Origin of the sequence: Cryobacterium breve (assembly GCF_004402375.1) — a bacterium.
GTDB lineage: Bacteria > Actinomycetota > Actinomycetes > Actinomycetales > Microbacteriaceae > Cryobacterium > Cryobacterium breve.
On the sequence record NZ_SOGJ01000008.1, the window covers coordinates 1 to 20,059 of the forward strand.

A 20,059-nucleotide genomic window follows, 5' to 3' on the forward strand; every position below is an offset into this window, starting at 1 on the left:
CGCCCCTGCCCGGCGGGGCCTCGCCCGGCGTGCCCCTGCCCGGCGGCCGGGCACCGGCGCGTCACTGGCCGCCGCCGAGCGCGCACGACCCGGCCTGCAGGGTGAGTCCGAAGGCGGCGAACGGACCGAACGAACTTGGGGCGCTCAGCCGCACGCAGACGAACTCGCCCTGTCGTTCGGGGGTCAGGGCGGCACCGGGCACGGCCCGGTGCACCAGGCCCGTTGCTCGGTCGACGCTGTCGCCGCGGGAGAGAGACCGGGCCGCGTCGGCCGCGGCGTCCGTGAGGCGCACCTGCTGGCCGACGGCCTGCAGGGCGCCCAGGCAGCAAGCGAGCACCAGCAGCACCGCCGGCACCACCGTGGCGAACTCGGCGGTGACACTGCCTCGGTCGCGCGGGCCGGGCCGCACGCCGCAGGCGCGGCCCGAGCGACGATCACCCGAGACGCTGCCGTCGTGCGAGCGGCGCCAGCACCGCCGGCTACCCCACGCTGAGTGCATTGCGCACCAGGTCGGTGAGGATGCCCCGCACCTCGTCTCCACGCAGGATGACTATCAGCAGGCCTGCGAATCCGACGGCGGCCATGGTGGCCACGGCGTATTCGGCCGTCGCCGCTCCGGTGTCGTCGCGCAGGCCGCGCGGCCGACGGAAAGGGCCAGGGCGGAACGGCCGCGGGCCTGCCTCCCGCAGAGCGTCGTAACCGACTCCGCGAGAGCTGATCACCGTGTCGACCGGTGCAGCCTCGGTGGTGGCCTTGATCGCACCGGGAGATCCGGGCTCGGACAGGGACTCGATGATGGGCATGCGTTCGTCTCCTTCTCGCGTCTGGCGACGCGGTGTGTGGGCGGCACGAGTGGTTTCAGACTGCGGGATCGGCAGCGCCGGGGTTCGGTGGCCGACGCCATCGGTGCAGAACTTCAGAAATTGAGCACTGTGGACGAGAGGACGGTCATCAGCAGCGGCAGCACCCCGATCAGCATGAACGCGGGCAGCACGCACACCCCGAGTGGGATCATCAGGGTGACGCCGAGGGTGGCGGCGCGGCGCTGGCCGTCGCTGCGCGCCTGGCGACGTAGCTGGTCGGCCTCGCTACGCAGCAACTCCGCTGCCGGCACTCCGGCGCGCACGGCCAGTGCCAGCACCCGGTCGATGGTGGCCGCCGAATCCGCTCGGTGCAGCGCGTACCGATCCGCCGCAGTGTCGACCAGGGCCCGGGCACGGTCGATGGAACCACCGCCGGTCATGGCGATCGCTGTGAGGTCCAGCTCGAGTCCAGGGGTCGGGTCCCGTGCCCGAGCCGCGTGCAGGAGCCTCCGGTTCCAGCGGTCGGCCGCGAACATGAGCACGGCTCCACCGGCGAGGCAGGCCCAGCCGGGCGCGGTGACGAACAGCGTGTGCAGGGTGTTGAAACCCAGCAGGCTGCCGAACAGCACGCCGACGACGGGCAGGAACGCCACCATCCGTGCTGTGGCGCTCGGCCCGGCGAGCGCCACCGCCAGGTCGGCGTGCAGCTGGCCGAGTTGGCGGAAGGAGCCGGCCAGCTGCCGCAGGCAGGAAGCCAACGGAGCGCCGGCCTGGGTGGCCACCTCCCAGGCCGAGGCCAGGGCAAGCCAGGCGTCGCCGATCTGACCGCCGAGCACATGGGCCTCTGTGGCCACGGCTTCCGCGATACTGTCTCCGCGGCGCCCCGCGGCGGCCGCCACGCGGATGATGCGCGAGCCTGGCGTCGCCGGCGAGGGCGCCCCCTCCCCAACGGGCACAGCACCGACCGGTTCGAGGTAGGCCCACGCGGATGCCGGGGAGACACCGGCGGCGAGCAGCACCGCGAGCCGCTGCGTCACCTGGGCCACCTCCTCGATCGCCGGGCTGGCCGAACCGCCCCGCCGCCTCATGCAGGCCCCCCGAAGTCCAGTCTTCCCGGCTCCGATGGCGCGGCAGCCCTCCGCCCATGCGTGCGGCCCGTCTTTCCCGGCTGTTCCGGCCGGCCCACATGGACCACACGCACCGAGTCCGCCGGATGCGCCGGGACAACGACCAGGCGGTCACGGTCGTCCAACGCGAACCGGCCGATCGGGGCAAGACAGCGGCGGCCATCGCGCCTCTCGAGGTGCAGTACCAGCCCGATCGCACTGACCGCCTGACGGGCCACCGCCTCCGGGCCGAGTCCGGCGAGGGCGCCGAGAGCCTCCAACCGGGCCGGCACATCGCGCAGGGAGTTCGCGTGCAGGGTTCCGGCGCCGCCGTCATGGCCGGTGTTGAGGGCGGCCAGCAGCTCCCGGATTTCGGCGCCGCGGCACTCGCCGAGCACGAGCCGGTCGGGACGCATCCGTAATGCTTCGCGCAGGAGAGCGTCGAGGCCGATCCGGCCGGCCCCCTCGAGGTTCGGCTGCCTGGCCTCCAGCGCCACGACATGCGGGTGGTCTACGCGCAGTTCGGCGACGTCTTCAATGGCCACGATGCGTTCGCCCGGCATTGCCTCGCCCAGCAGCGCCGCGAGCAGGGTGGTCTTGCCGCTGCCGGCGGCGCCCGTGATGAGCAGGTTCTCGCGCCGGCGCACGGCCGCGCGCAGTCGGTCGACGGCGACGACGGATGCCGCCCCCATCCCGAACAGGCCGTCCGCCGCGAGCGCGGCGAGGCTCAGCCGCTCGGCCCGAGGCAGGCGGATGGAGAGCAGCGTGCCCGTGCTCGACGCCGGCGGCAGTACCGCATGCACCCGGATGCCGTCGGACAATCGCACATCGACGCAGGGGCTGGCCTCGTCGATGTGTCTCCCGCCGAGGGCGATCAGGCGCACGGCCAGCTCGCGCACGGTCGGTTCGGGGAAGTTCCAGTCTGGCTGGCGCAGCAGACCGTGGCCGGTGTCGACCCAAAGCCCGGCGTCACCGTTGACGAACAGGTCGGTGACCTCTTCGTTCCGGGCGAACTCGGCGAGCGGACCGAGCCCGGACACGTCAAGGGGCCGCGCCGCTGTGGCGACGAGCGGCGCGGCATCCGTCGACGGGAGCGACACGGCGGCCGTCGCAAGCCCAAGCCTGCGGGCACCGGCGGTGCGCCCGCCATAGGACGGAACGGCGACGAACGGTTCGGGCATGCCTCGACGCTAGGTCGCGGGCTCGGGCCGGAACGCGCCCGCCGACGATCCCCGGGCAACCCGGGCCGGGCCGGCCCTGGGGAGGACTGCCTTGGGGAGGACCGGGAAGAAAGCCCCCGCGACCCACACAGCCACCGGGAGCAACCACCGGTTAAAAAAAGGGGGGCGGCACCTATTGGGGGGAACAGGTGCCGCCTCGGCAGTGCGCTGATTGGGGGGAACCAAACGCACCGCAGGTCAAAACTTTCGTTCGGACGAGTCTCAATGTACAAGGGGAATTACAGATGCGCAAGTCCTTTGTGTCCTCATAAATGAGGACATGGAACCCCTCGGGGCGATGAGACCACAATTGGGGGTAGGACCACGCCGCAATTTGGCGCAACCTGGGCGGCGCAGGTCGCCGTGTATGGTTCAGGAGGGGGGCTGGGTTACGCGCCCGCTAAACGCATTGCATCGCAAAGGAGCGACATACGTATGAGCGTCCAGATCGACAACCTTCTCCACGAAACCCGCAGATTCCCGCCGACGCCCGAGTTCGCGGCGCAGGCCATCGCCACTCCGCAGCTCTATCAGGATGCCGCCGATGACCGCTTGAAATTCTGGGCTGATCAGGCACGCGATCTGCTGCACTGGCACAAGCCGTTCACTAAAACACTCGACTGGACCAACCCGCCCTTCGCGAAATGGTTCGAAGACGGCGAGCTGAACGTAGCCTGGAACTGCCTGGACCGGCACGTGCTCGCCGGCAACGGCGACCGGGTCGCGCTGCACTTCGAGGGCGAACCGGGTGACTCCCGGGACGTGACCTACGCCGAGCTCACCGCGGAGGTGAAGCGTGCTGCGAATGTGCTGAAAAAACTTGGCGTCAACGCCGGCGACCGCGTTGCGATCTACCTGCCCATGATTCCGGAGGCCGTCATCTCGATGCTCGCCGTGGCCCGCATCGGTGCCGTGCACTCGGTCATCTTCGGTGGTTTCAGCGCCGAGAGCCTCCGCTCGCGCATCGATGACGCCAGCGCCGTGCTCGTGATCACCGCCGACGGCGGTTACCGCAAGGGCAAGGCGTCCGCGCTCAAGCCGGCCGTCGACGCGGCTCTGGAGGGCGGTGAGACCACCGTGCGCAACGTGCTCGTGGTCAAGCGCACCGACGGCTTCGTGGAGTGGTTCGACCGCGACCTCTGGTGGCACGACGAGCTCGCGTCGGTCGAGGCCGAACATGAGGCTCTGGGCTTCCCCGCCGAGAACCCGCTGTTCATCCTGTACACGTCCGGTACCACCGGCAAGCCCAAGGGCATCCTGCACACCACCGGCGGCTACCTCACCCAGGCGGCCTTCACCCACAAGAACGTGTTCGATCTGCATCCCGAGACGGATGTCTACTGGTGCACCGCCGACGTCGGCTGGATCACCGGCCACAGCTACGTGGTCTACGGCCCGCTCGCCAACGGCGCAACCCAGGTGCTCTTCGAGGGCACTCCGGACACCCCGCACCCCGGCCGGTGGTGGGAAATCGTGGAAAAGTACAAGGTGAGCATCCTGTACACGGCGCCCACGGCCATCCGTACGTTCATGAAGCTGGGTCGCCAGATTCCGCAGGGCTTCGACCTCACCAGCCTGCGCCTGCTCGGATCGGTGGGCGAGCCCATCAACCCGGAGGCGTGGATGTGGTACCGCGAGGTCATCGGCGGCAATGTGGCGCCGGTGGTCGACACCTGGTGGCAGACCGAGACCGGGGCGATCATGATCTCCGCGCTGCCCGGTGTGACGACGACCAAGCCCGGTTCGGCGCAGAGCCCGATCCCCGGCGTGGTAATCGACGTGCTCGACGACGAGGGCAATCATGTGGGCCGCGACAACGGTGGACTGCTCGTGGTGACCGAACCGTGGCCGTCGATGCTGCGCGGAATCTGGGGTGACCCGGAACGGTTCAAGGAAACGTACTGGGAGAAGTTCGGTTCGGAGAACCCGCGTTACTTCGCCGGCGATGGCGCCCGCCTCGACCGTGACGGCGAGATTTGGCTGCTCGGCCGGGTCGACGACGTGATGAACGTGTCGGGGCACCGCCTGTCGACGGCCGAGATCGAGTCGTCGCTGGTGGCGCACCCGATGACCGCCGAGGCGGCCGTGGTCGGCGCGCACGACGACATGACCGGACAGGCCGTGGTCGCGTTCGTCATCATCAAGTACAGCCACCTGGAGGAGTCCTCGCACGAGGACATCCAGGCCGTGCTGCGCGCGCACGTCTCCCAGCAAATCGGGGCGATCGCACGGCCGCGACAGATCTTCATCGTGAGCGAGCTGCCGAAGACCCGCTCCGGCAAGATCATCCGTCGCCTGCTGCAGGATGTCGCGGAGGGCCGCGAGGTCGGCGACACCACCACTCTCGCCGACACCTCGGTGATGACGGCGATCATGTCCACCCTGAAGTAGCAAGCGTCTGACCAATTCGACGGAGATTTTCACTTAAACGGGCCCAAACGGATGCTGCGGGCCGGTTTTCGCAAGAATCTCCGTCGAATTCGTTCACCTGGCAGGGGGCAGGCAGGGCGCCGGCAAGGCGCCGGCGGGGCGCGGGTGGAGGCAACTCCCATCGAGCCTGCCTACCGTGGTTCACGATGACTGTCACCCGTCTCGCCCCGCCGGGCCGCATGCTCGCCCTCGACGCCCTCCGCGGCGTGGCGGCACTGATCGTGCTCCTGCACCATGTGTCGATGACCGTGCCGGCCATCTCGGCCGCCTACGAGTCCAGCGCGGGAGTCGCCCTCTGGTCGGTCGGCTGGTGGACGACTCTCTCCCCGCTGAAGATCTTCTTCGCCGGGCCGGAGTTCGTGCTCGTCTTCTTCGTGCTGAGTGGCTTCGTGCTCGTGCGCTCGCCTCTAGCAGCGTCGGCCTTCGATTGGCGTGCCTACTTCCCGCGCCGCATCATCCGGCTCGCGGTTCCGGTTCTCGTGTCGATCGCCTTTGCCGCCGCCTGGATCGCACTCGTGCCACGCACCGGCGGAGTTGCGGGCGGGGCGTGGCTGGCCCGGCAGGACGATCCGAACCTGAGCCTCGGCAATCTGCTGGGCGAGGCCAGCATCATCGGCGAGACCGGCCGGCCGGACGTCAATCCGCCCCTGTGGTCATTGGCCTGGGAGATGTGGTTCTCGTTGCTGCTCCCGGCCGCGGTGTTGCTGGCCGCGGCCACCCGACGCTTCCCTGCACTGTGGGCGGCGCTGCTCGTGCTGATCTCGGCTGCCGGTTATGTCGCGCACATCGAACCATTGATGTACCTCCCGGCGTTCGGGCTCGGCAGTCTGCTCGCCGCGAACTTCGACTCGCTGCGCGCCCGCGGCGACATCTTGGCGGCGCATCGCTGGGGCACGACGACCTGGGTCGGCCTCACCGCGCTGGGCCCGCTCCTTCTGATCGCTCATTGGCTCGTGCGACCGTTCGTGGCCGCTCCGTGGAGCGATCTGACCCTCGCCCTCCGCGTGCCCGGGGCCGTCTTGATCGTGGCCGCCCTCGCATTCTGGCCATCCCTGCAGCGGCCGCTGAGCGTTCGTCCCCTGGTCTGGCTCGGCTCGATCAGTTTCAGCCTGTACCTCGTGCACTTCCCGATGGTGGTCGCTTTCGGAAACGTGTTCGGACCAACCCGATGGTGGCTGGCCGCACTGGTGTCCGTGCCGCTGAGTTTCCTGGTGGCCCAACTAATGTTCCGATGGGTCGAGCTCCCGTCGCAGCGGCTTGCGGCGTGGGCCGGACGCGCGGCGGCGCATCCGTCACTCCCTGCCCGCCTCACCCGGGCGCAACCGCAGCGCACCCCCGCCAATTCGACGGAGGTTCTGGACTGAAGCGGGCCGCCCGGGCCGTCGTCCCCTCATCCAGATCTCGGCTAGTCTGACCTGACCGCGGTTCCGGCCGTGCGCGCTCCTGAGTGTTCGTGTGCGGGCGGGCGGTCGGCCGGTCGGTCGTTAGCGTGCGTGCGCGTGCGGTTGGTTGTTCGTGCGCGGACGGTCGTGCGTTCGTGCGGTCGTTCGTTCGTGCGTTCGTGCGGTCGTTCGTGCGTGCGGTCCTGTGTGCGTCTGTGCGCACGTGGGTGGCTAACTCAGGACATCCGTCGGCCGGGTTGACCAACAGCCGCGGACCAGTGCGGAACCCCGGCGGATCCATAGTCTCGCCGAACAGATTTCCTGAGTTAGCCACAGCACCCGACGGATGTGCCGCGTCACTTGCACGGTTCGGTCATCAACCGCGCATTCCCCTCGGCAGCACGCCCGCATAAGCGCACGACCGAACGAACGCACAAGCGCACGCACAAGCGAACCAACAAACGACCGAACCAACAAACCAACGAACGAACGAACGAATTCGACGGAGATTCTGGCTGAAACCGACCCACAGCATCCGTTTGGGACCATTCAAGTAAAAATCTCCGTCGAATTCGTTTGGACGGGAACCCGAGCACCACGAAAGCGGGCAGGCACTGGTGGGCCTGCCCGCTTTCGTGCGTCCGAGCGAGACGCGAGCCCAAGCCCAGGCCCAGGCCCAGGCCCAAACCCAAGCTCAGACTCAGGCCCAGCCCCAGCCCCAGCCCCAAGCCCCCAGCCCCAAGCCCCAAGCCCCAAGCTCAGACTCAGGCCCAGGCCCAGCCGCAGCCGCAGCCGCGGGCCCAGCCGCAGGCTCAGGCGAAGGAGACGATCAGCTCCAGCTCCACCGGCGAGTCGAGGGGCAGCACCGCGACGCCCACGGCGGAACGGGCGTGCACACCCCGGTCGCCGAAGATGTCGCCGAGCACCTGCGACGCACCGTTGACGACACCGGGCTGGCCGGTGAACGACGGGTCGGATGCGACGAAACCGGTGACCTTGACGACCTGCGTGATGCGGTCGAGGGAGCCGATCACGGCCTGGATGGCGGCGAGGGCGTTCAGCGCGCACTGCCGGGCGTAGTCGTGGGCGTCCGCGGCGGGGACGAGTCCGTGGCCGTCGCCGACCTTCCCGGTGGCCGGGAGTGCCCCGGAGACCATCGGCAGCTGGCCGCTGGTGAACACCAGCGAGCCGGACACGAGGGCCGGCACATAGGTGGCGACCGGCGGCACCACGCTGGGCAGTTCGATGCCCAGCTCGACGAGGCGGTCCGCGATCTGCGACACGGGTCAGGCGCCTTCAGCAGCGGCTACCGGGCGCTTGAGGTAGGCGACGAGCCCACCCTCAGGGCCGGGGACGACCTGCACGAGCTCCCACCCGTCAGAGCCCCAGTTGTTCAGAATGGCGGCTGTGTTGTGAATCATCAGCGGCGTCGTGAGGTACTCCCAGGCAGGCATATGGCTCCGATTCAGGCGGTTTTTAGATTTGTCACTTAGTCTCAAGTGTATGTCTGCCAAAAATCGCACGGTTAGTGGAGCGCTCGGCGGGTTCCTCGGTTTTGTCGGGATGAGCGCCATTGCCGGCGTCCTCGTCGCCGCCGCTGTGACGCCAGCGCTGGCGCTTTCCGGCATGACTGCCACGAACACGATCAACATGTTCGAGAGCCTGCCCGACTACCTCGCAATCGACCAGTTGGCGCAGAAGAGCAACATCTACGCCACCAACTCCGACGGCAGCCAGGCGCTCCTCGCCTCCTTCTACGACCAGAACCGGGTCGAAGTGGAGTGGGACGCGATCAGCCCGTTCGTGAAGGATGCCGCGATCGCCGGCGAGGACCCCCGCTACTACGAGCACGGCGGCATCGACCTCGAGGGAACCATCAAGGGCGTCGTGAGCACCGTCGCCACCGGCACCGCCCGCGGTGGCTCCTCGATCACCCAGCAGTACGTGAAGAACGTGCAGGTGCAGAAGTGCGAGGCGATGGCCGACCAAGAGAAACGCATGACCTGCTACGAAGCGGCCACGGAAACCACCCCCGACCGCAAGCTCAAGGAGATGCGCCTGTCGATCGGTGTGGAGAAGCAGTACGCGAAAGACGACATCCTTCGCCAGTACCTCAACATCACCGGTTTCGGCGGCACGGTCTACGGCATCGAATCCGCCGCCAACTACTACTACAACACCACTGCGGCCGCGCTGACGCTGCCGCAGGCGGCCAGCCTCGTGGCGATCGTGAACAACCCGGTCAAGTTCCAGCTCGACAACCCCGAGAGCGAGACTAACGGCGCCGCAAACGGGTACGCCGCGAACAAGGAACGCCGCGACTACATCCTGGGCGAGATGCTCAAGTACGAGAAAATCACCCAAGCCGACTATGACGCCGCGCTCGCCACCGTGATCGAGCCCGTCATCACCGAACCCAGCACCGGATGCGCAACGGCCGCCGGCAGCGCCTACTTCTGCGACCTCGTCGTCAACACCTTGCAGAACGACCCGACCTTCGGCGACGACGAAGCGGCCCGCCTGGCCAACTTCCGTCGCGGCGGCTACGAGGTCTACACGACGATCGACCTGGACCTGCAGAACGCCGCAGAGACCACGATGAAGAAGCACGTGCCCACGACGTACGACGGCTGGGATGTCGGTGGAGTCATCACCAGCGTCGAGGTCGGCACTGGTCGGGTGCTCGCGATGACTCAGAACAAGGAGTACAGCCAGGACCCGAAGGTGACCGAGAACAATGCCAACTACACCGGCATCAACTACAACACCAATTACGATCAGGGCGGTTCGCTCGGCTTCCAGCCCGGCTCGACCTACAAGGTGTTCACCCTGGCCGAGTGGCTGGCCGAGGGGCACACGCTCAACGAGCGCGTCGACTCCCGCCGCAAGAGTGACTGGGGCGTGTTCACGAACAGCTGTCAAGGCAACCAGAGCTTCGTCTTCAACCCCAAGAACGACGCGAACGAGGCCGGCACCAACTACAGCGCCCTGCAGTCGACGATCAACTCGATCAACACCGGCTTCATCGGCATGGCGAAGAAGCTGGACCTCTGCGGTATCGCCAAAATGGCGAACGAGTTCGGAGTGGGCCGCGCCGACCTCGACCCTCTGGACCAAGGTCCTTCGGCCGTGCTCGGCACCAATGAGGTCGCGCCGCTGAGCATGGCTGTCGCCTTCGCCGGCATCGCCAACAACGGCCTCAGCTGCAGCCCGATCGTGATCGACCGGATCGTGGGCGGTGACGGCACCGACATTACGCCGCCGGCAACCAAGTGCACCCAGGCCGTCACCTCCGATGTAGCCGCCGGCATGACGTATGCCATGCAGAAGGTAATGACCGAGGGAACCGCGACGGTCTCGAACGGCGACACCTCGCCGCGCGTGCCGATGATCGGTAAGACCGGTACCACCGACGGCAACAAGGACACCTGGATGAGCGGCGCGAGCAGCAAGGTCGCCACCGTGGTCGGCGTCGTCAGCGTCACCGGCGACATCAACCAGCGCACCGTGCGGGACTGGGTGGGCGGCACGGCCGCCACCGCGCGTCACCGCATGTGGCCCGAGGTGATGAGCGTCGCGAATGCGAAGTACGGCGGAGATGCGTTTGCCGAGGCATCCAGCAAGGTCTTGCAGGCCGTGCAGGTGCCGGTGCCCGACCTGCGGGGCAAGTCGATGGCTGATGCCACGTCCACGCTGAGCTCGGCCGGCTTCGACGTTGTCGACGGCGGCGCGACCGACTCCGAGATGCCCGCCGGCACCGTGGCACGCACCGACCCGGCCGGCGGCTCCAGCGCCAGCCGCGGCTCGACCGTGACCGTCTACTCCAGCAACGGCGCCCTCAAGCTCGTGCCCGATGTCGTGGGCAAGAGCGAGGCCGACGCCAAGGCCACCCTGCAGGGATTCAGCATCGACAAGAAGGATCAGGATGTCACCGATCCCCAGCAGAACGGCAAGGTGATCTCGATGACGCCCGCGGCCGGCACCGGCGCGGCCTCCGGCAGCGCCGTGCAGATCGTGGTCGGCAAGCTCGCCGGAGGTAACGGCGGGGGCAACGGATGACCCGCGCCCGTTCCGCAGGATCCCCGCTCGCCGTGGGCGCCGGCCTGGTGGCCGCTGCCGGGGTGACCGCGTTCGCCTGGGGCTCGCTCGTGGAGCGGCGCATGTTCACCCTCCGCGAGGTCCCCGTTCCGGTGCTCGCGCCGGGCTCCGACCCGATCACGGTGCTTCACCTCTCCGACCTGCACATGGCGCCGTGGCAGCGGGACAAGCAGGACTGGGTGCGTGGCCTGGCCGACCTGAAACCCGACCTCATCGTCAACACCGGAGACAACCTCGGCCACGCCGACGGCATTTCCGGGATCGAATACGCCCTGGAACCGTTCCGCGGCATCCCCGGCATCTTCGTCAACGGGTCGAACGACTACTACGGTCCGATGCTGAAGAACCCGCTGCGGTATTTCGGTGCACCGTCGCTGTTGCGCACCGCGCTGCACGAGAAGCTCGACATCGACCACCTGCACCGCGTGTTCGCCGACCTCGGCTGGCTCGACCTCGACAATGCGGCGGCGGCGCTCGACCTGAACGGCACCCACCTGGAGCTGTTCGGCGTGGACGACCCGCACATCGGGCTCGACCGTCTCGATCTGATCACCCGGGCCATCGACGACCTGCGCGCCAGCGACCCGCTGTCGGAGGAGCACTGGCCCGACCCAGAGGTGGCCTCCCCGCCCCGCCCGACGCTCACTATCGGCGTGGCCCACGCGCCGTACCAGCGGGTGCTGAACTCGTTTGTGAACCACGGTGCTCAGCTGATCCTGGCCGGGCACACCCACGGCGGTCAGGTGTGCGTGCCCGGGTACGGCGCACTGGTCACCAACTGCGACATCCCGCGCAAGCAGGTCAAGGGGCTCAGCCTTTGGGACTCCGGTCTGCACACCTCATATCTCAACGTGTCAGCGGGGCTCGGCACGTCGATCTACGCTCCGGTGCGGTTCTCCTGCGCGCCGGAGGCGACCCTGCTGACCCTGACCGCCGCGTAGCGCTGGGCCGGGGCGGGGCCGGGGCGCGGCCTCGGAAGGCTCGATTCCGGGTGGTCGAGGCGGGACATCCGTGGGGTTATACTTGACAAGGCTTACGGGCCATCGGGGTATGGCGCAGCTTGGTAGCGCGCGTCGTTCGGGACGACGAGGTCGCAGGTTCAAATCCTGTTACCCCGACAGATATACACAACCCCCACTCTGCGGAGTGGGGGTTTTGTGCTTTCGTTGTTGCTGTTGCTTTCGCTTTCGCTTTCCTCGAGAGGATCACGTCATGACCGATTCCCGCCCGGATGAGCGCCCCGAATCCGTTGTCGTTCCGCGGCATGCCTGGCAGGCGCTGATCGTGCTGCTGGCCGGGATGTTCATGGCGCTGCTCGACACCACGATCGTGAATGTGGCGTTGCCGACCATCCGCACCAGCCTCGATGCGTCGGAAGCCACGCTCTCCTGGATCATTTCCGGCTACGCGCTGGCCTTCGGGATCGCGCTGATCCCCGCTGGGCGGCTCGGCGACCGCATCGGTCACAAGTGGGTCTTCTTCACCGGTCTGCTGCTGTTCACCTTGGCCAGCCTCGCCTGCGGGCTCGCGCAGAACGACCTGCAGCTGATCACCGCGCGGGTTGTGCAGGGACTCGCCGGCGGCATGTTCGTGCCGGCGGTGACGGCCGTGATCCAAATTCTGTTCCCGCCGCTTACCCGCGGCAAGGCATTCGCGATCATGGGGTCGGTCATCGGTGTTTCCACTGCGCTCGGCCCGATCCTGGGCGGCCTGATCATTGAGGCCTTCGGCGACGAGAACGGATGGCGCCTGGTCTTCTGGGTCAACCTGCCCATCGGCATCGTCGCCCTCGTCGCGGCGGCGATCCTGCTGCCGGCCGGCTCCGAACGCGCTCCGGGCACCAAGAGCGGCGGTATCGACTGGGTGGGCCTGGTTCTGATCTCCACCGGGCTCGTGGCGCTGCTCGTGCCGCTGATCGAAGGTGAAGACCGCGGCTGGCCGCTCTGGACCTACCTGACCCTGGTCGCGGGTGCGCTGCTGATCGTGGCGTTCGGCTTCTGGGAAGTGGCGTATACCAAGTGGGGCAAGAGTCCGCTGGTGCCGCCGAAGCTGTTCCGGCACCCGGCGTTCACCGGTGGAATCGTGCTCGCCCTGGTCTATTTCGCGGCGTTCACCAGCATCTTTTTCACCATCTCGATTCTTTGGCAGGCCGGCCTCGGGCACACAGCGCTCGAATCGGGGCTGGTGTCGATCCCGTTCGCGTTCGGAACCATCATCGGCGCGTCGCAGAGCAATCGACTGGCGCAGCGGCTCGGCCGCACCGTGCTGGTGATCGGCGTGAGCCTGGTCACCGTGGGCCTGGTCTGGATCTGGCTCGCCCTGCTGCTGATCGGCCCCGCCATCACCAACTGGGAGCTGCTGCCGCCGCTGCTGATCGCGGGTCTCGGCAGCGGATTCTTCATTGCGCCGAACGCGCAGTTCATCGTGGCGACCGTGGACCGCTCCGAGGCCGGCGCGGCCAGCGGCGTGGTGGGCGTGATGCAGCGGGTCGGCAGCGCCGTGGGTATCGCCGTGATCGGCAGCGTGTTCTTCGGCACCCTGGTCGTGGCCGGCCCTTCGCCTGCCGCTCTGGCTGCCGGCTTCACCGACAGCGCCACCGCCGCGATGGGGGTGAGCGCCGCGTTCAGCGTGCTCGCGCTGCTGCTGGTGTTCGTGCTGCCGAAGCGCGTGTCGGCCGGGCGGTAAGTCGCGCGGCGCCAGCAGCGTGGGCATCCGCGCCGTAGGTGCCCGCGCCGTAGGTGCCCGCGCCGTAGGTGCCCGCGACCGCGGGCGCCCGTGCCGAGCTGGGCTCCGTCGCGAGAGCGGCCGTACCCGACGAAGGTGGTCGCTGTGCCGGTCACTCTCGATCGGAATGGGGACTGTCGACGGTGGGCATCCGTGGGGCGGTAGGTTGCGCGAGCCGCCACCGGATGACTGGACTCGAGGGGTGGGCGACTCGCCTGCCCGCGCGAAGGCGTCTCGGGTTCCTTCCCGCGCGAAGGCATCTCAAGTTCCTTCCCGCGCGAAGGCGTCTCGGGTTCCTGCCCGCGCGCTCGCGTCGAGGGTGAGGAGGCCGGCAGTGTCGCGGTCAGGTCCGGGGCCATCGGATCGCCGACCGCCTCGTGCCGGAGGGGAGACAGGTCCGATTCGAGTCGCACTCCCCCGCCGACGCGGACAGGCCCAGATGGGGGTGCGGGCAGGGGCGCGAGGCAGGGCACGGCAGGGCTCCGGGCCTGGGTAGCGGGGCAGGGCACGGCTCCGGGCCTGGAGCAGCAGGCCGAAGGTGCGGGCCTGAACGCGGGCGGAAGGATCAGGCCGAGTCTCGGTCGGTCGGTCGGTCGGTCGGTCGGTCGGTCGGCCGGCCAATTCTGCGGCTAACTCAGGAGATCCGACGCGGGCGGCGAGATGTGGGGCGTGATTCCGGGCCGGGGTCCCGCGCCGGGTTATGGTTTTCCTGAGTTGGCCACGAAGTCGTGTGCAGACCCGCAGCCATACCCCCAATTCGTCGGCATAGCTGCTGCAACCTCTGACGGATGTGTGCGGTCCAGCCCCCATACGACCATCCGCTGCAAATTGCAGGAGCTAGGCCAGCTGCGGCATTGGACCCCGGCCTCGCAGGGGGCCAACTCAGGAGATCTAGGCTCGCTGCCCGGCACGGCCCCCCGAAATGCGGGGCAACGGATGACTGGAGCCGGGTTTCTCCTGAGTTCGCCACACGGGGGGCTGCGCGAGAACGCGGAGCCGGGTTTCTCCTGAGTTCGCCACACGGGGGGCTGCGCGAGAACGCGGAGCCGGGTTTCTCCTGAGTTTGCCACACGGGGGGCTGCGCGAGAACGCGGAGCCGGGTTTCTCCTGAGTTTGCCACACGGGGGGCTGCGCGAGAGCGCGGAGCAGGGTTTCTCCTGAGTTCGCCACACGGGGGCTGCGCGACAGCGCGGAGCCGGGTAACAGGGCGGAGCCCCGGCGCTCCGCTACCCGATGGTCTGCAGCTCGGGCTGGTAATTACTCAAGGTGTCAGTCTGGAAACCCCTCTGCACCGACGCGAGGCCGACCCAGTCCACGTTCACGATCGACTGGCCATCACCCGACGTTCCCGTCCCGTCGGTCGGCATCGTGAAAAAGGTGACCTGCTGCTGCCGCACCTCACGCAGTTCCCAGGCCAGAGCGGTCAGATAGGCAGAGTCGAAGCCCTCGTCCACAGCCAGAAAGGGCGTGATCGTCTCCAGCAGACCAGACGTCTTCACCGGATCGGCGAGCACGGACTTGTGCATCATCGCCGCGAGCAGACCGCTGATGATGAGCTGCTGGTTGCGCACCCGCTGAAAATCGCCGTCCTGGAACGCGTACCGCTCCCGCGCGAACGCGATGGCTTCCGCGCCGGTCAAATGCTGCCCGCCCGCATCGAAGTAGCGCCCCTTGAGATGGGACGAGTCGAAGCCGATCGGGTTGTTGATGTCGACGCCGCCGAGGGCATCCGTTGTCTGTTCGAACCCGGAGAAATCGACCACGGCCACGTGATCGATACGGATGCCCAAGAGGTCTTCCACGGTCTGCACGGCCAGCGGCACGCCACCCCAGGAGAGCGCAGCGTTGATCTTCGCCTGCCCGTGCCCCGGCACTTCGACCCAGCTGTCGCGCAGGATCGACATGACGAAGAGGTTCTTGCGATCAGCCGGCACGTGCACCACCATCATGGTGTCCGAACGCTCGCCACGGATGTCGGCAAGGTCCTTTCCTGTGGCGCCACGAGAGTCCGATCCGAGCAACAGGATGTTCTGCGGCTGCCCGGCAGGCACCGTGTTCAGAGCCGCGGAGGGGTCGCCGGGGGCATCCGTTTCGGCGGCACCCGGTTCGGCCTGCCCACGAGGCGGGCGGGAGGCCTCATCGGGGAAGGCGTTCGAGATCTTCTCGGTTCCGTCGTCGAATGCGCGAGTCAGGCTGAATGCATAGATGCCGCCCGCGGCGACTGCGACCAGCAGCACCGTACCGAATATGGCTAGGGCGATGCGCCCGGGGTGGCGCACGCGGGGGGCTCCACCAACCGGGCCGGTGATATTCGGGCGCGGGGAACCGTGAGTTTGGTGCGGCATACGGGTTGCCTCCTGTGGCCGCTCGAGCGAGCGGTGCCGCTACCTTAGCCCGGCCCCTCATCAGGGGATATGGCGGCGCAGGAGACAGAACGGGTGCGGAGGGAAAGGCTGCGGCGCTCTATACGGCGGCAACCCATCACCCCTACTCTGAGTGTCATGAGCTCCACAATCACCAAGGCCGTCATTCCCGCGGCAGGTTTGGGAACACGCTTTCTTCCGGCCACGAAGGCCATGCCGAAGGAGATGCTGCCCGTCGTCGACAAACCGGCGATCCAGTACGTTGTGGAGGAGGCGGCCGCGGCCGGCCTGACCGACATCGTCATGGTCACCGGGCGCCACAAGAACGCACTTGAGAACCACTTCGACCGAATGACGGAACTCGAGTCGCTGCTGGAGATCAAAGGCGACCACGACCGGCTGGCGAAGGTGCGCCATGCTTCGCGGCTCGCCGACATCCACTACCTGCGCCAGGGCGATCCACTCGGCCTCGGGCACGCAGTTCTGCGCGCACGGATGCACGTGGGCGACCAGCCGTTTGCGGTGCTGCTCGGCGACGACCTGATCGACGTGCGCGATGCACTCCTGACCCGGATGCTGGCCGAGCAGGGCAAGCGCAACGCCAGCATTGTGGCGCTGCTCGAGGTCGATCCGTCGCAGATCCACCTCTACGGAGCCGCCGCGGTGGAGGCCACCGACGACCCCGACGTCGTGCGGGTGACGGGGCTGGTCGAGAAGCCGAGCACCGAGGATGCCCCGTCGAACCTGGCCATCATCGGACGCTACGTGCTGCGGCCCGAGGTGTTCGACGTGCTCGAGCGCACCCCGCCGGGCAAAGGCAACGAAATTCAGCTCACCGACGCCCTGCAGGAGATGGCCGTGACCCCGAACGCCACGGGCGGCGTCTACGGGGTCATTTTCCGCGGCCGCCGCTATGACACAGGCGACCGCCTCGACTACATCAAGGCCATTGTTCAGCTCGCCGTGGAGCGCGAGGATCTCGGCCCCGACCTCCGAACTTGGCTGCACGAGTTCGTCGCGTCACACGTAGAGCCCGCCGGGGTCGGTCCGGCGGCGGTCGGCTCAGTCGCGGTCGGCTGAACCCAGAACGACGGCTGAACCCAGAACGACGGCTGAACCCAGAACGACGGCTGAACCCAGAACGACGGCTGAACCCGGAACGTCGGCTGAACCCGGAAGGGCATAGCCCGACCCGAGGACGACTCGGGCGGGGCTCCTATCGGCGCGCAGCGGCATCCGTCAGCTGAGGGATCAGCGTTTCAAGGAACGCGGCCGTGTCTTTCCAGCCCTCCACGGCGACGCACTCGACGCCGAGGGCCTTGACCGGGTAGTCATTGCCGTTCTCGTCAAGGCGGTCACCGACGAAGAGCATGTCGTCGAGGGGCACGCCGGTGAGGTCGGCCAGTTTGAGCATGCCGTAGGCCTTGTCGATGCCCTGCCGAGTGATGTCGACCGAGGTGGACCCGCCCGAGCGCACCTCGAGGTCGGGCAACAGCAGTTGCACCGCTTCGCGGAGGGTGTTCTTCTTCTCGCCGCTCGGGTCCCATGCGGTTTTGGCCACGACGGGCGCGCCCTGACCGAGGGCGGAGAAGGTGATCTGCGAGCCACGGTCCTCGAGGATGGGGCCCCAGGTGTCAGCCTCCCAATAGCCGAGGGCGCGGGCGGTAGCTTCGACGGCAGCGAGGGCACGCGACTTCTCGTCGTCGCTGAGATACTCGGCGTAGATCTGATTCCAAGCACCCTCGGAGTGGCGGTAATACTGGGTGCCGCAGGTGGGCATGAGGTGCAGACGCGAGAGGATGCTGTCGGTCGCCGTGTCAAGGTTGTCGATCAGCTGCATGTGGAACTGGGCGATCTGCCCGCCGGAGATCACGCACACCTCGACAACGCCGAGCAAGCTGACCATGAGTTCCGCCATGCGCGGGTCGAGAGGCGACTTGGATGCGGCGAGCGTGTCATCGAGATCGAAGGCAACCAGGCGGGGAAGTGTCGTCATGTGAGGTGTGGATCCTATTCGCTGACTCGGGGCCGGAATCGTGGCCCGGAGCTTGGCATCACCCATGCGCGATGCCCTCGGAAAAGTGTACAGCGGGCCTCGGTGGGCGAGCGTGGCGGCCTGATCCCGGAGACTCAACCCGCCGGTGGTCGAGCCTGTCGAGACCGTGGTGGCCCGGCCCGATGGCCGCCCGCTGCCCGCCAGGTGCGAGTCGGGTCGTAGCAGAGTGGTGCCCTGACTTGAGGTTTGCCTCGTACCATGCGGATCTGCCATCCGGAGGTGTCAATGCTGTGGTGGTGGTGGTACCAGCAGAGCAGTACCCCGTTGTCGATGTCGGTCTTCCCGCCGAGATACCAGGGGATGACATGGTGTACCTCGCACCAGGCCGCCGGCACTGTGCACCCCGGGATGGTGCAGCCGCCATCGCGGGCGGCGATGGCGCGGCGCTGGGCCCGGTTGAAGAACCTGTTCTCGGTGCTAAGGCTGAGGACTTCGTTGTTCAGGCCGAACACGATTTTTTGGAATCCACCGGCGCATAAGGCCTGCTTCACGCTTATCAGGGAGATCGGGGATTCGACCCCGTCGATCCAGCCCACCCCGCGGTCCGCGGCCAGGTCGGCCTGATTCACGTGGATCATGACGGTGGGGGCGGCGCCGCCCATGGTCGGGGTTCCCACGTCGCGGGTGGCGGCTTCGAAGATGCCGCGGAGGATGTCGGCCCGCTTCTCACCACCGTTCCGATCATCGCTGAGAGCTGCCGCTTCGGCACCCGGGATCAACTCGCCCGAATCCATGCGCGCCTGCTCCTCCTCGCTGGGGAACGCTGGCGCCGCGTGCGCGGAGAGATACGTGTCGAATATCGCGTTCATGATCCCGCGCAGCTCCGCGGTGACCCCACCCCGCAGCGGGTAGAGGCCGTCGCGGAGGAGTCCGAAGCCGACGGTGCTGCGCGGCTCGGCGACGGGCTCGTTCGGGGCGGTGCCGTCGGGGTCGAGACGCGCCTGCCACTGCGTCGCCATGCCGCGCACCAGATCCGCCGGGAATGCGAACCCCTCACCGGGGAGCCCCCGGGTTTCGTCGGTGATCGCACCGGTCGCACTGGCCACCAGGGCGCGCTCCGCGGTGCCGAGGTCGTTCGGCGCGACCCGGGCGGCGACACTGTCGAGGGCGGTGACGATGTTCTCCGCCGCGTCGACTCCGAGGTCACCGGTAGTAAGGGCATCCGCCACGGCCGGGTAATACGGTGGCAGCATGCTGGTGCCGGCCAGACGCGGGCTGACATTCTCGCCGAGCCGCACCCGCCGGTACGCCTCCCGGGAGGAGATACGGGTAAGACGGGTGATCAGGTCGGTGCCACTGGTGGCCCCGTTCTTATACGCGAGGGAGTCATGCCCGAGGATGCGACGGGACCGCACCGAAATGTCGGCGGCCGAGGCGACCCTGGCAGCATCGACCCGCCGGCCGAGGTCTTCGACCGTGCCGAGCACCGCCATCGCATCCGCCTCGCTCAGAAGAGAGAAGGACACCGAATCGAGCACGGACGCGGCCAGGTCACGCGCCTGCTGCAGTTGCTGCACGAGGGGCAGTTGCATAGGGGAAGTCACCGCCCGGGTGGAGGCGGTGAGGTGGTGCGGAGTGGGGGCTCCTGCCATACCACCATAGTAAACGTGTTCTAATCTAGAGTCAAGACTTTCGAACATTTTTAGTAACTGATTTGTTCGCCGCGGGCCCGTGGAGCTGGGCGACCACGTTCATCCGTCGCTGTCATCGACGGGTACCAGAGCCCCTAACGAATTCGACGGAGATCTTGCCGATTTCACACCGAAACGGATGTTTCGAGCCGCGTTTGAGCAAAATCTCCGTCGAATTCGTTCGTCCGCGTGCCGGGGCGGGCCGGGGGCGGGCGGGGGCCTGCCGGGGGCCTGCCGGGGCGGGCC

At 67.8% G+C, this 20,059-nt stretch carries 15 protein-coding genes and 1 tRNA gene; 7 read left to right on the forward strand and 9 right to left on the reverse strand.

Annotation, left to right across the window (positions count from 1 at the left end):
• Positions 1–61: 61 nt before the first annotated feature.
• From E3O65_RS02390 to E3O65_RS02405, 4 genes are all read right to left on the reverse strand, one after another.
• The gene (locus tag E3O65_RS02390; RefSeq protein WP_134362164.1) at positions 62–499 is read right to left on the reverse strand and encodes a TadE family protein; all 438 of its coding nucleotides are present in this window, start codon (positions 497–499) and stop codon (positions 62–64) included.
• Complete coding sequence (locus E3O65_RS17070; protein WP_241985707.1) at positions 480–632, reverse strand: DUF4244 domain-containing protein; 153 nt, start codon at positions 630–632, stop codon at positions 480–482. Before E3O65_RS17070 ends, E3O65_RS02390 begins: the two co-directional genes overlap by 20 nt.
• A gap of 284 nt (positions 633–916) precedes the next feature.
• The gene (locus E3O65_RS02400) at positions 917–1,891 is read right to left on the reverse strand and encodes a type II secretion system F family protein (RefSeq protein ID WP_134362166.1); all 975 of its coding nucleotides are present in this window, start codon (positions 1,889–1,891) and stop codon (positions 917–919) included.
• The gene (locus E3O65_RS02405; protein WP_134362167.1) at positions 1,888–3,090 is read right to left on the reverse strand and encodes a TadA family conjugal transfer-associated ATPase; all 1,203 of its coding nucleotides are present in this window, start codon (positions 3,088–3,090) and stop codon (positions 1,888–1,890) included. The genes E3O65_RS02400 and E3O65_RS02405 overlap by 4 nt, the downstream gene beginning before the upstream one ends.
• Before the next feature lie 474 nt (positions 3,091–3,564).
• On the opposite strand from E3O65_RS02405, the gene acs reads away from it, so the two are divergent.
• Both acs and E3O65_RS02415 read left to right on the forward strand, forming a co-directional pair.
• Positions 3,565–5,520 carry an acetate--CoA ligase gene (acs, locus tag E3O65_RS02410; protein WP_134362168.1) on the forward strand — a complete coding sequence of 652 codons (1,956 nt, stop codon included), beginning with the start codon at positions 3,565–3,567 and terminating at the stop codon, positions 5,518–5,520.
• A gap of 185 nt (positions 5,521–5,705) precedes the next feature.
• Complete coding sequence (locus E3O65_RS02415) at positions 5,706–6,923, forward strand: acyltransferase family protein (RefSeq protein WP_134362169.1); 1,218 nt, start codon at positions 5,706–5,708, stop codon at positions 6,921–6,923.
• Positions 6,924–7,753: 830 nt separating this feature from the next.
• Here E3O65_RS02415 and E3O65_RS02425 read toward each other — a convergent pair.
• Together E3O65_RS02425 and E3O65_RS02430 are read right to left on the reverse strand one after the other, a co-directional pair.
• Entirely contained in the window at positions 7,754–8,224 is a 471-nt protein-coding gene (locus E3O65_RS02425; protein ID WP_134362171.1) for a RidA family protein, read from the reverse strand.
• A 3-nt stretch (positions 8,225–8,227) separates the two neighbouring features.
• Complete coding sequence (locus tag E3O65_RS02430) at positions 8,228–8,395, reverse strand: Sp36 family protein (RefSeq protein ID WP_134362172.1); 168 nt, start codon at positions 8,393–8,395, stop codon at positions 8,228–8,230.
• Positions 8,396–8,444: 49 nt separating this feature from the next.
• On the opposite strand from E3O65_RS02430, the gene E3O65_RS02435 reads away from it, so the two are divergent.
• The 4 genes from E3O65_RS02435 (at position 8,445) to E3O65_RS02450 (ending at position 13,724) form a co-directional block, all read left to right on the forward strand.
• A complete protein-coding gene (locus E3O65_RS02435; RefSeq protein ID WP_134362173.1) occupies positions 8,445–11,000 on the forward strand; it encodes a transglycosylase domain-containing protein in 2,556 nt (851 codons plus the stop codon).
• Entirely contained in the window at positions 10,997–11,980 is a 984-nt protein-coding gene (locus tag E3O65_RS02440) for a metallophosphoesterase (protein ID WP_134362174.1), read from the forward strand. Before E3O65_RS02435 ends, E3O65_RS02440 begins: the two co-directional genes overlap by 4 nt.
• Before the next feature lie 103 nt (positions 11,981–12,083).
• A tRNA-Pro gene (locus tag E3O65_RS02445) sits at positions 12,084–12,157 on the forward strand.
• 94 nt (positions 12,158–12,251) lie between these two features.
• A complete protein-coding gene (locus E3O65_RS02450; RefSeq protein ID WP_134362175.1) occupies positions 12,252–13,724 on the forward strand; it encodes a DHA2 family efflux MFS transporter permease subunit in 1,473 nt (490 codons plus the stop codon).
• A gap of 1,265 nt (positions 13,725–14,989) precedes the next feature.
• On the opposite strand, the gene E3O65_RS02455 is transcribed toward E3O65_RS02450, so the two are convergent.
• The gene (locus E3O65_RS02455; RefSeq protein ID WP_134362176.1) at positions 14,990–16,108 is read right to left on the reverse strand and encodes an LCP family protein; all 1,119 of its coding nucleotides are present in this window, start codon (positions 16,106–16,108) and stop codon (positions 14,990–14,992) included.
• A gap of 156 nt (positions 16,109–16,264) precedes the next feature.
• On the opposite strand from E3O65_RS02455, the gene galU reads away from it, so the two are divergent.
• On the forward strand, positions 16,265–17,206 hold the full coding sequence (gene galU / locus E3O65_RS02460) for a UTP--glucose-1-phosphate uridylyltransferase GalU (RefSeq protein WP_134362177.1): 942 nt from the start codon (positions 16,265–16,267) through the stop codon (positions 17,204–17,206).
• Positions 17,207–17,342: 136 nt separating this feature from the next.
• Here galU and E3O65_RS02470 read toward each other — a convergent pair whose 3' ends face one another.
• On the reverse strand, positions 17,343–18,122 hold the full coding sequence (locus E3O65_RS02470) for an HAD-IIB family hydrolase (protein WP_134362178.1): 780 nt from the start codon (positions 18,120–18,122) through the stop codon (positions 17,343–17,345).
• A gap of 134 nt (positions 18,123–18,256) precedes the next feature.
• The gene (locus E3O65_RS02475) at positions 18,257–19,774 is read right to left on the reverse strand and encodes an HNH endonuclease signature motif containing protein (protein WP_166785625.1); all 1,518 of its coding nucleotides are present in this window, start codon (positions 19,772–19,774) and stop codon (positions 18,257–18,259) included.
• Positions 19,775–20,059: the final 285 nt, after the last annotated feature.

Excerpts from the sequence above, each read along its gene's own strand:
- E3O65_RS02390 (WP_134362164.1), bottom strand. The coding sequence starts at position 499 with ATGCACTCAGCGTGGGGTAGCCGGCGGTGCTGGCGCCGCTCGCACGAC.
- E3O65_RS02400 (WP_134362166.1), bottom strand. The coding sequence starts at position 1,891 with ATGAGGCGGCGGGGCGGTTCGGCCAGCCCGGCGATCGAGGAGGTGGCC.
- E3O65_RS02405 (WP_134362167.1), bottom strand. The coding sequence starts at position 3,090 with ATGCCCGAACCGTTCGTCGCCGTTCCGTCCTATGGCGGGCGCACCGCC.
- acs (WP_134362168.1), top strand. The coding sequence starts at position 3,565 with ATGAGCGTCCAGATCGACAACCTTCTCCACGAAACCCGCAGATTCCCG.
- E3O65_RS02415 (WP_134362169.1), top strand. The coding sequence starts at position 5,706 with ATGACTGTCACCCGTCTCGCCCCGCCGGGCCGCATGCTCGCCCTCGAC.
- E3O65_RS02430 (WP_134362172.1), bottom strand. The coding sequence starts at position 8,395 with ATGCCTGCCTGGGAGTACCTCACGACGCCGCTGATGATTCACAACACA.
- E3O65_RS02435 (WP_134362173.1), top strand. The coding sequence starts at position 8,445 with ATGTCTGCCAAAAATCGCACGGTTAGTGGAGCGCTCGGCGGGTTCCTC.
- E3O65_RS02440 (WP_134362174.1), top strand. The coding sequence starts at position 10,997 with ATGACCCGCGCCCGTTCCGCAGGATCCCCGCTCGCCGTGGGCGCCGGC.
- E3O65_RS02450 (WP_134362175.1), top strand. The coding sequence starts at position 12,252 with ATGACCGATTCCCGCCCGGATGAGCGCCCCGAATCCGTTGTCGTTCCG.
- E3O65_RS02455 (WP_134362176.1), bottom strand. The coding sequence starts at position 16,108 with ATGCCGCACCAAACTCACGGTTCCCCGCGCCCGAATATCACCGGCCCG.
- galU (WP_134362177.1), top strand. The coding sequence starts at position 16,265 with ATGAGCTCCACAATCACCAAGGCCGTCATTCCCGCGGCAGGTTTGGGA.
- E3O65_RS02470 (WP_134362178.1), bottom strand. The coding sequence starts at position 18,122 with ATGACGACACTTCCCCGCCTGGTTGCCTTCGATCTCGATGACACGCTC.
- E3O65_RS02475 (WP_166785625.1), bottom strand. The coding sequence starts at position 19,774 with ATGGCAGGAGCCCCCACTCCGCACCACCTCACCGCCTCCACCCGGGCG.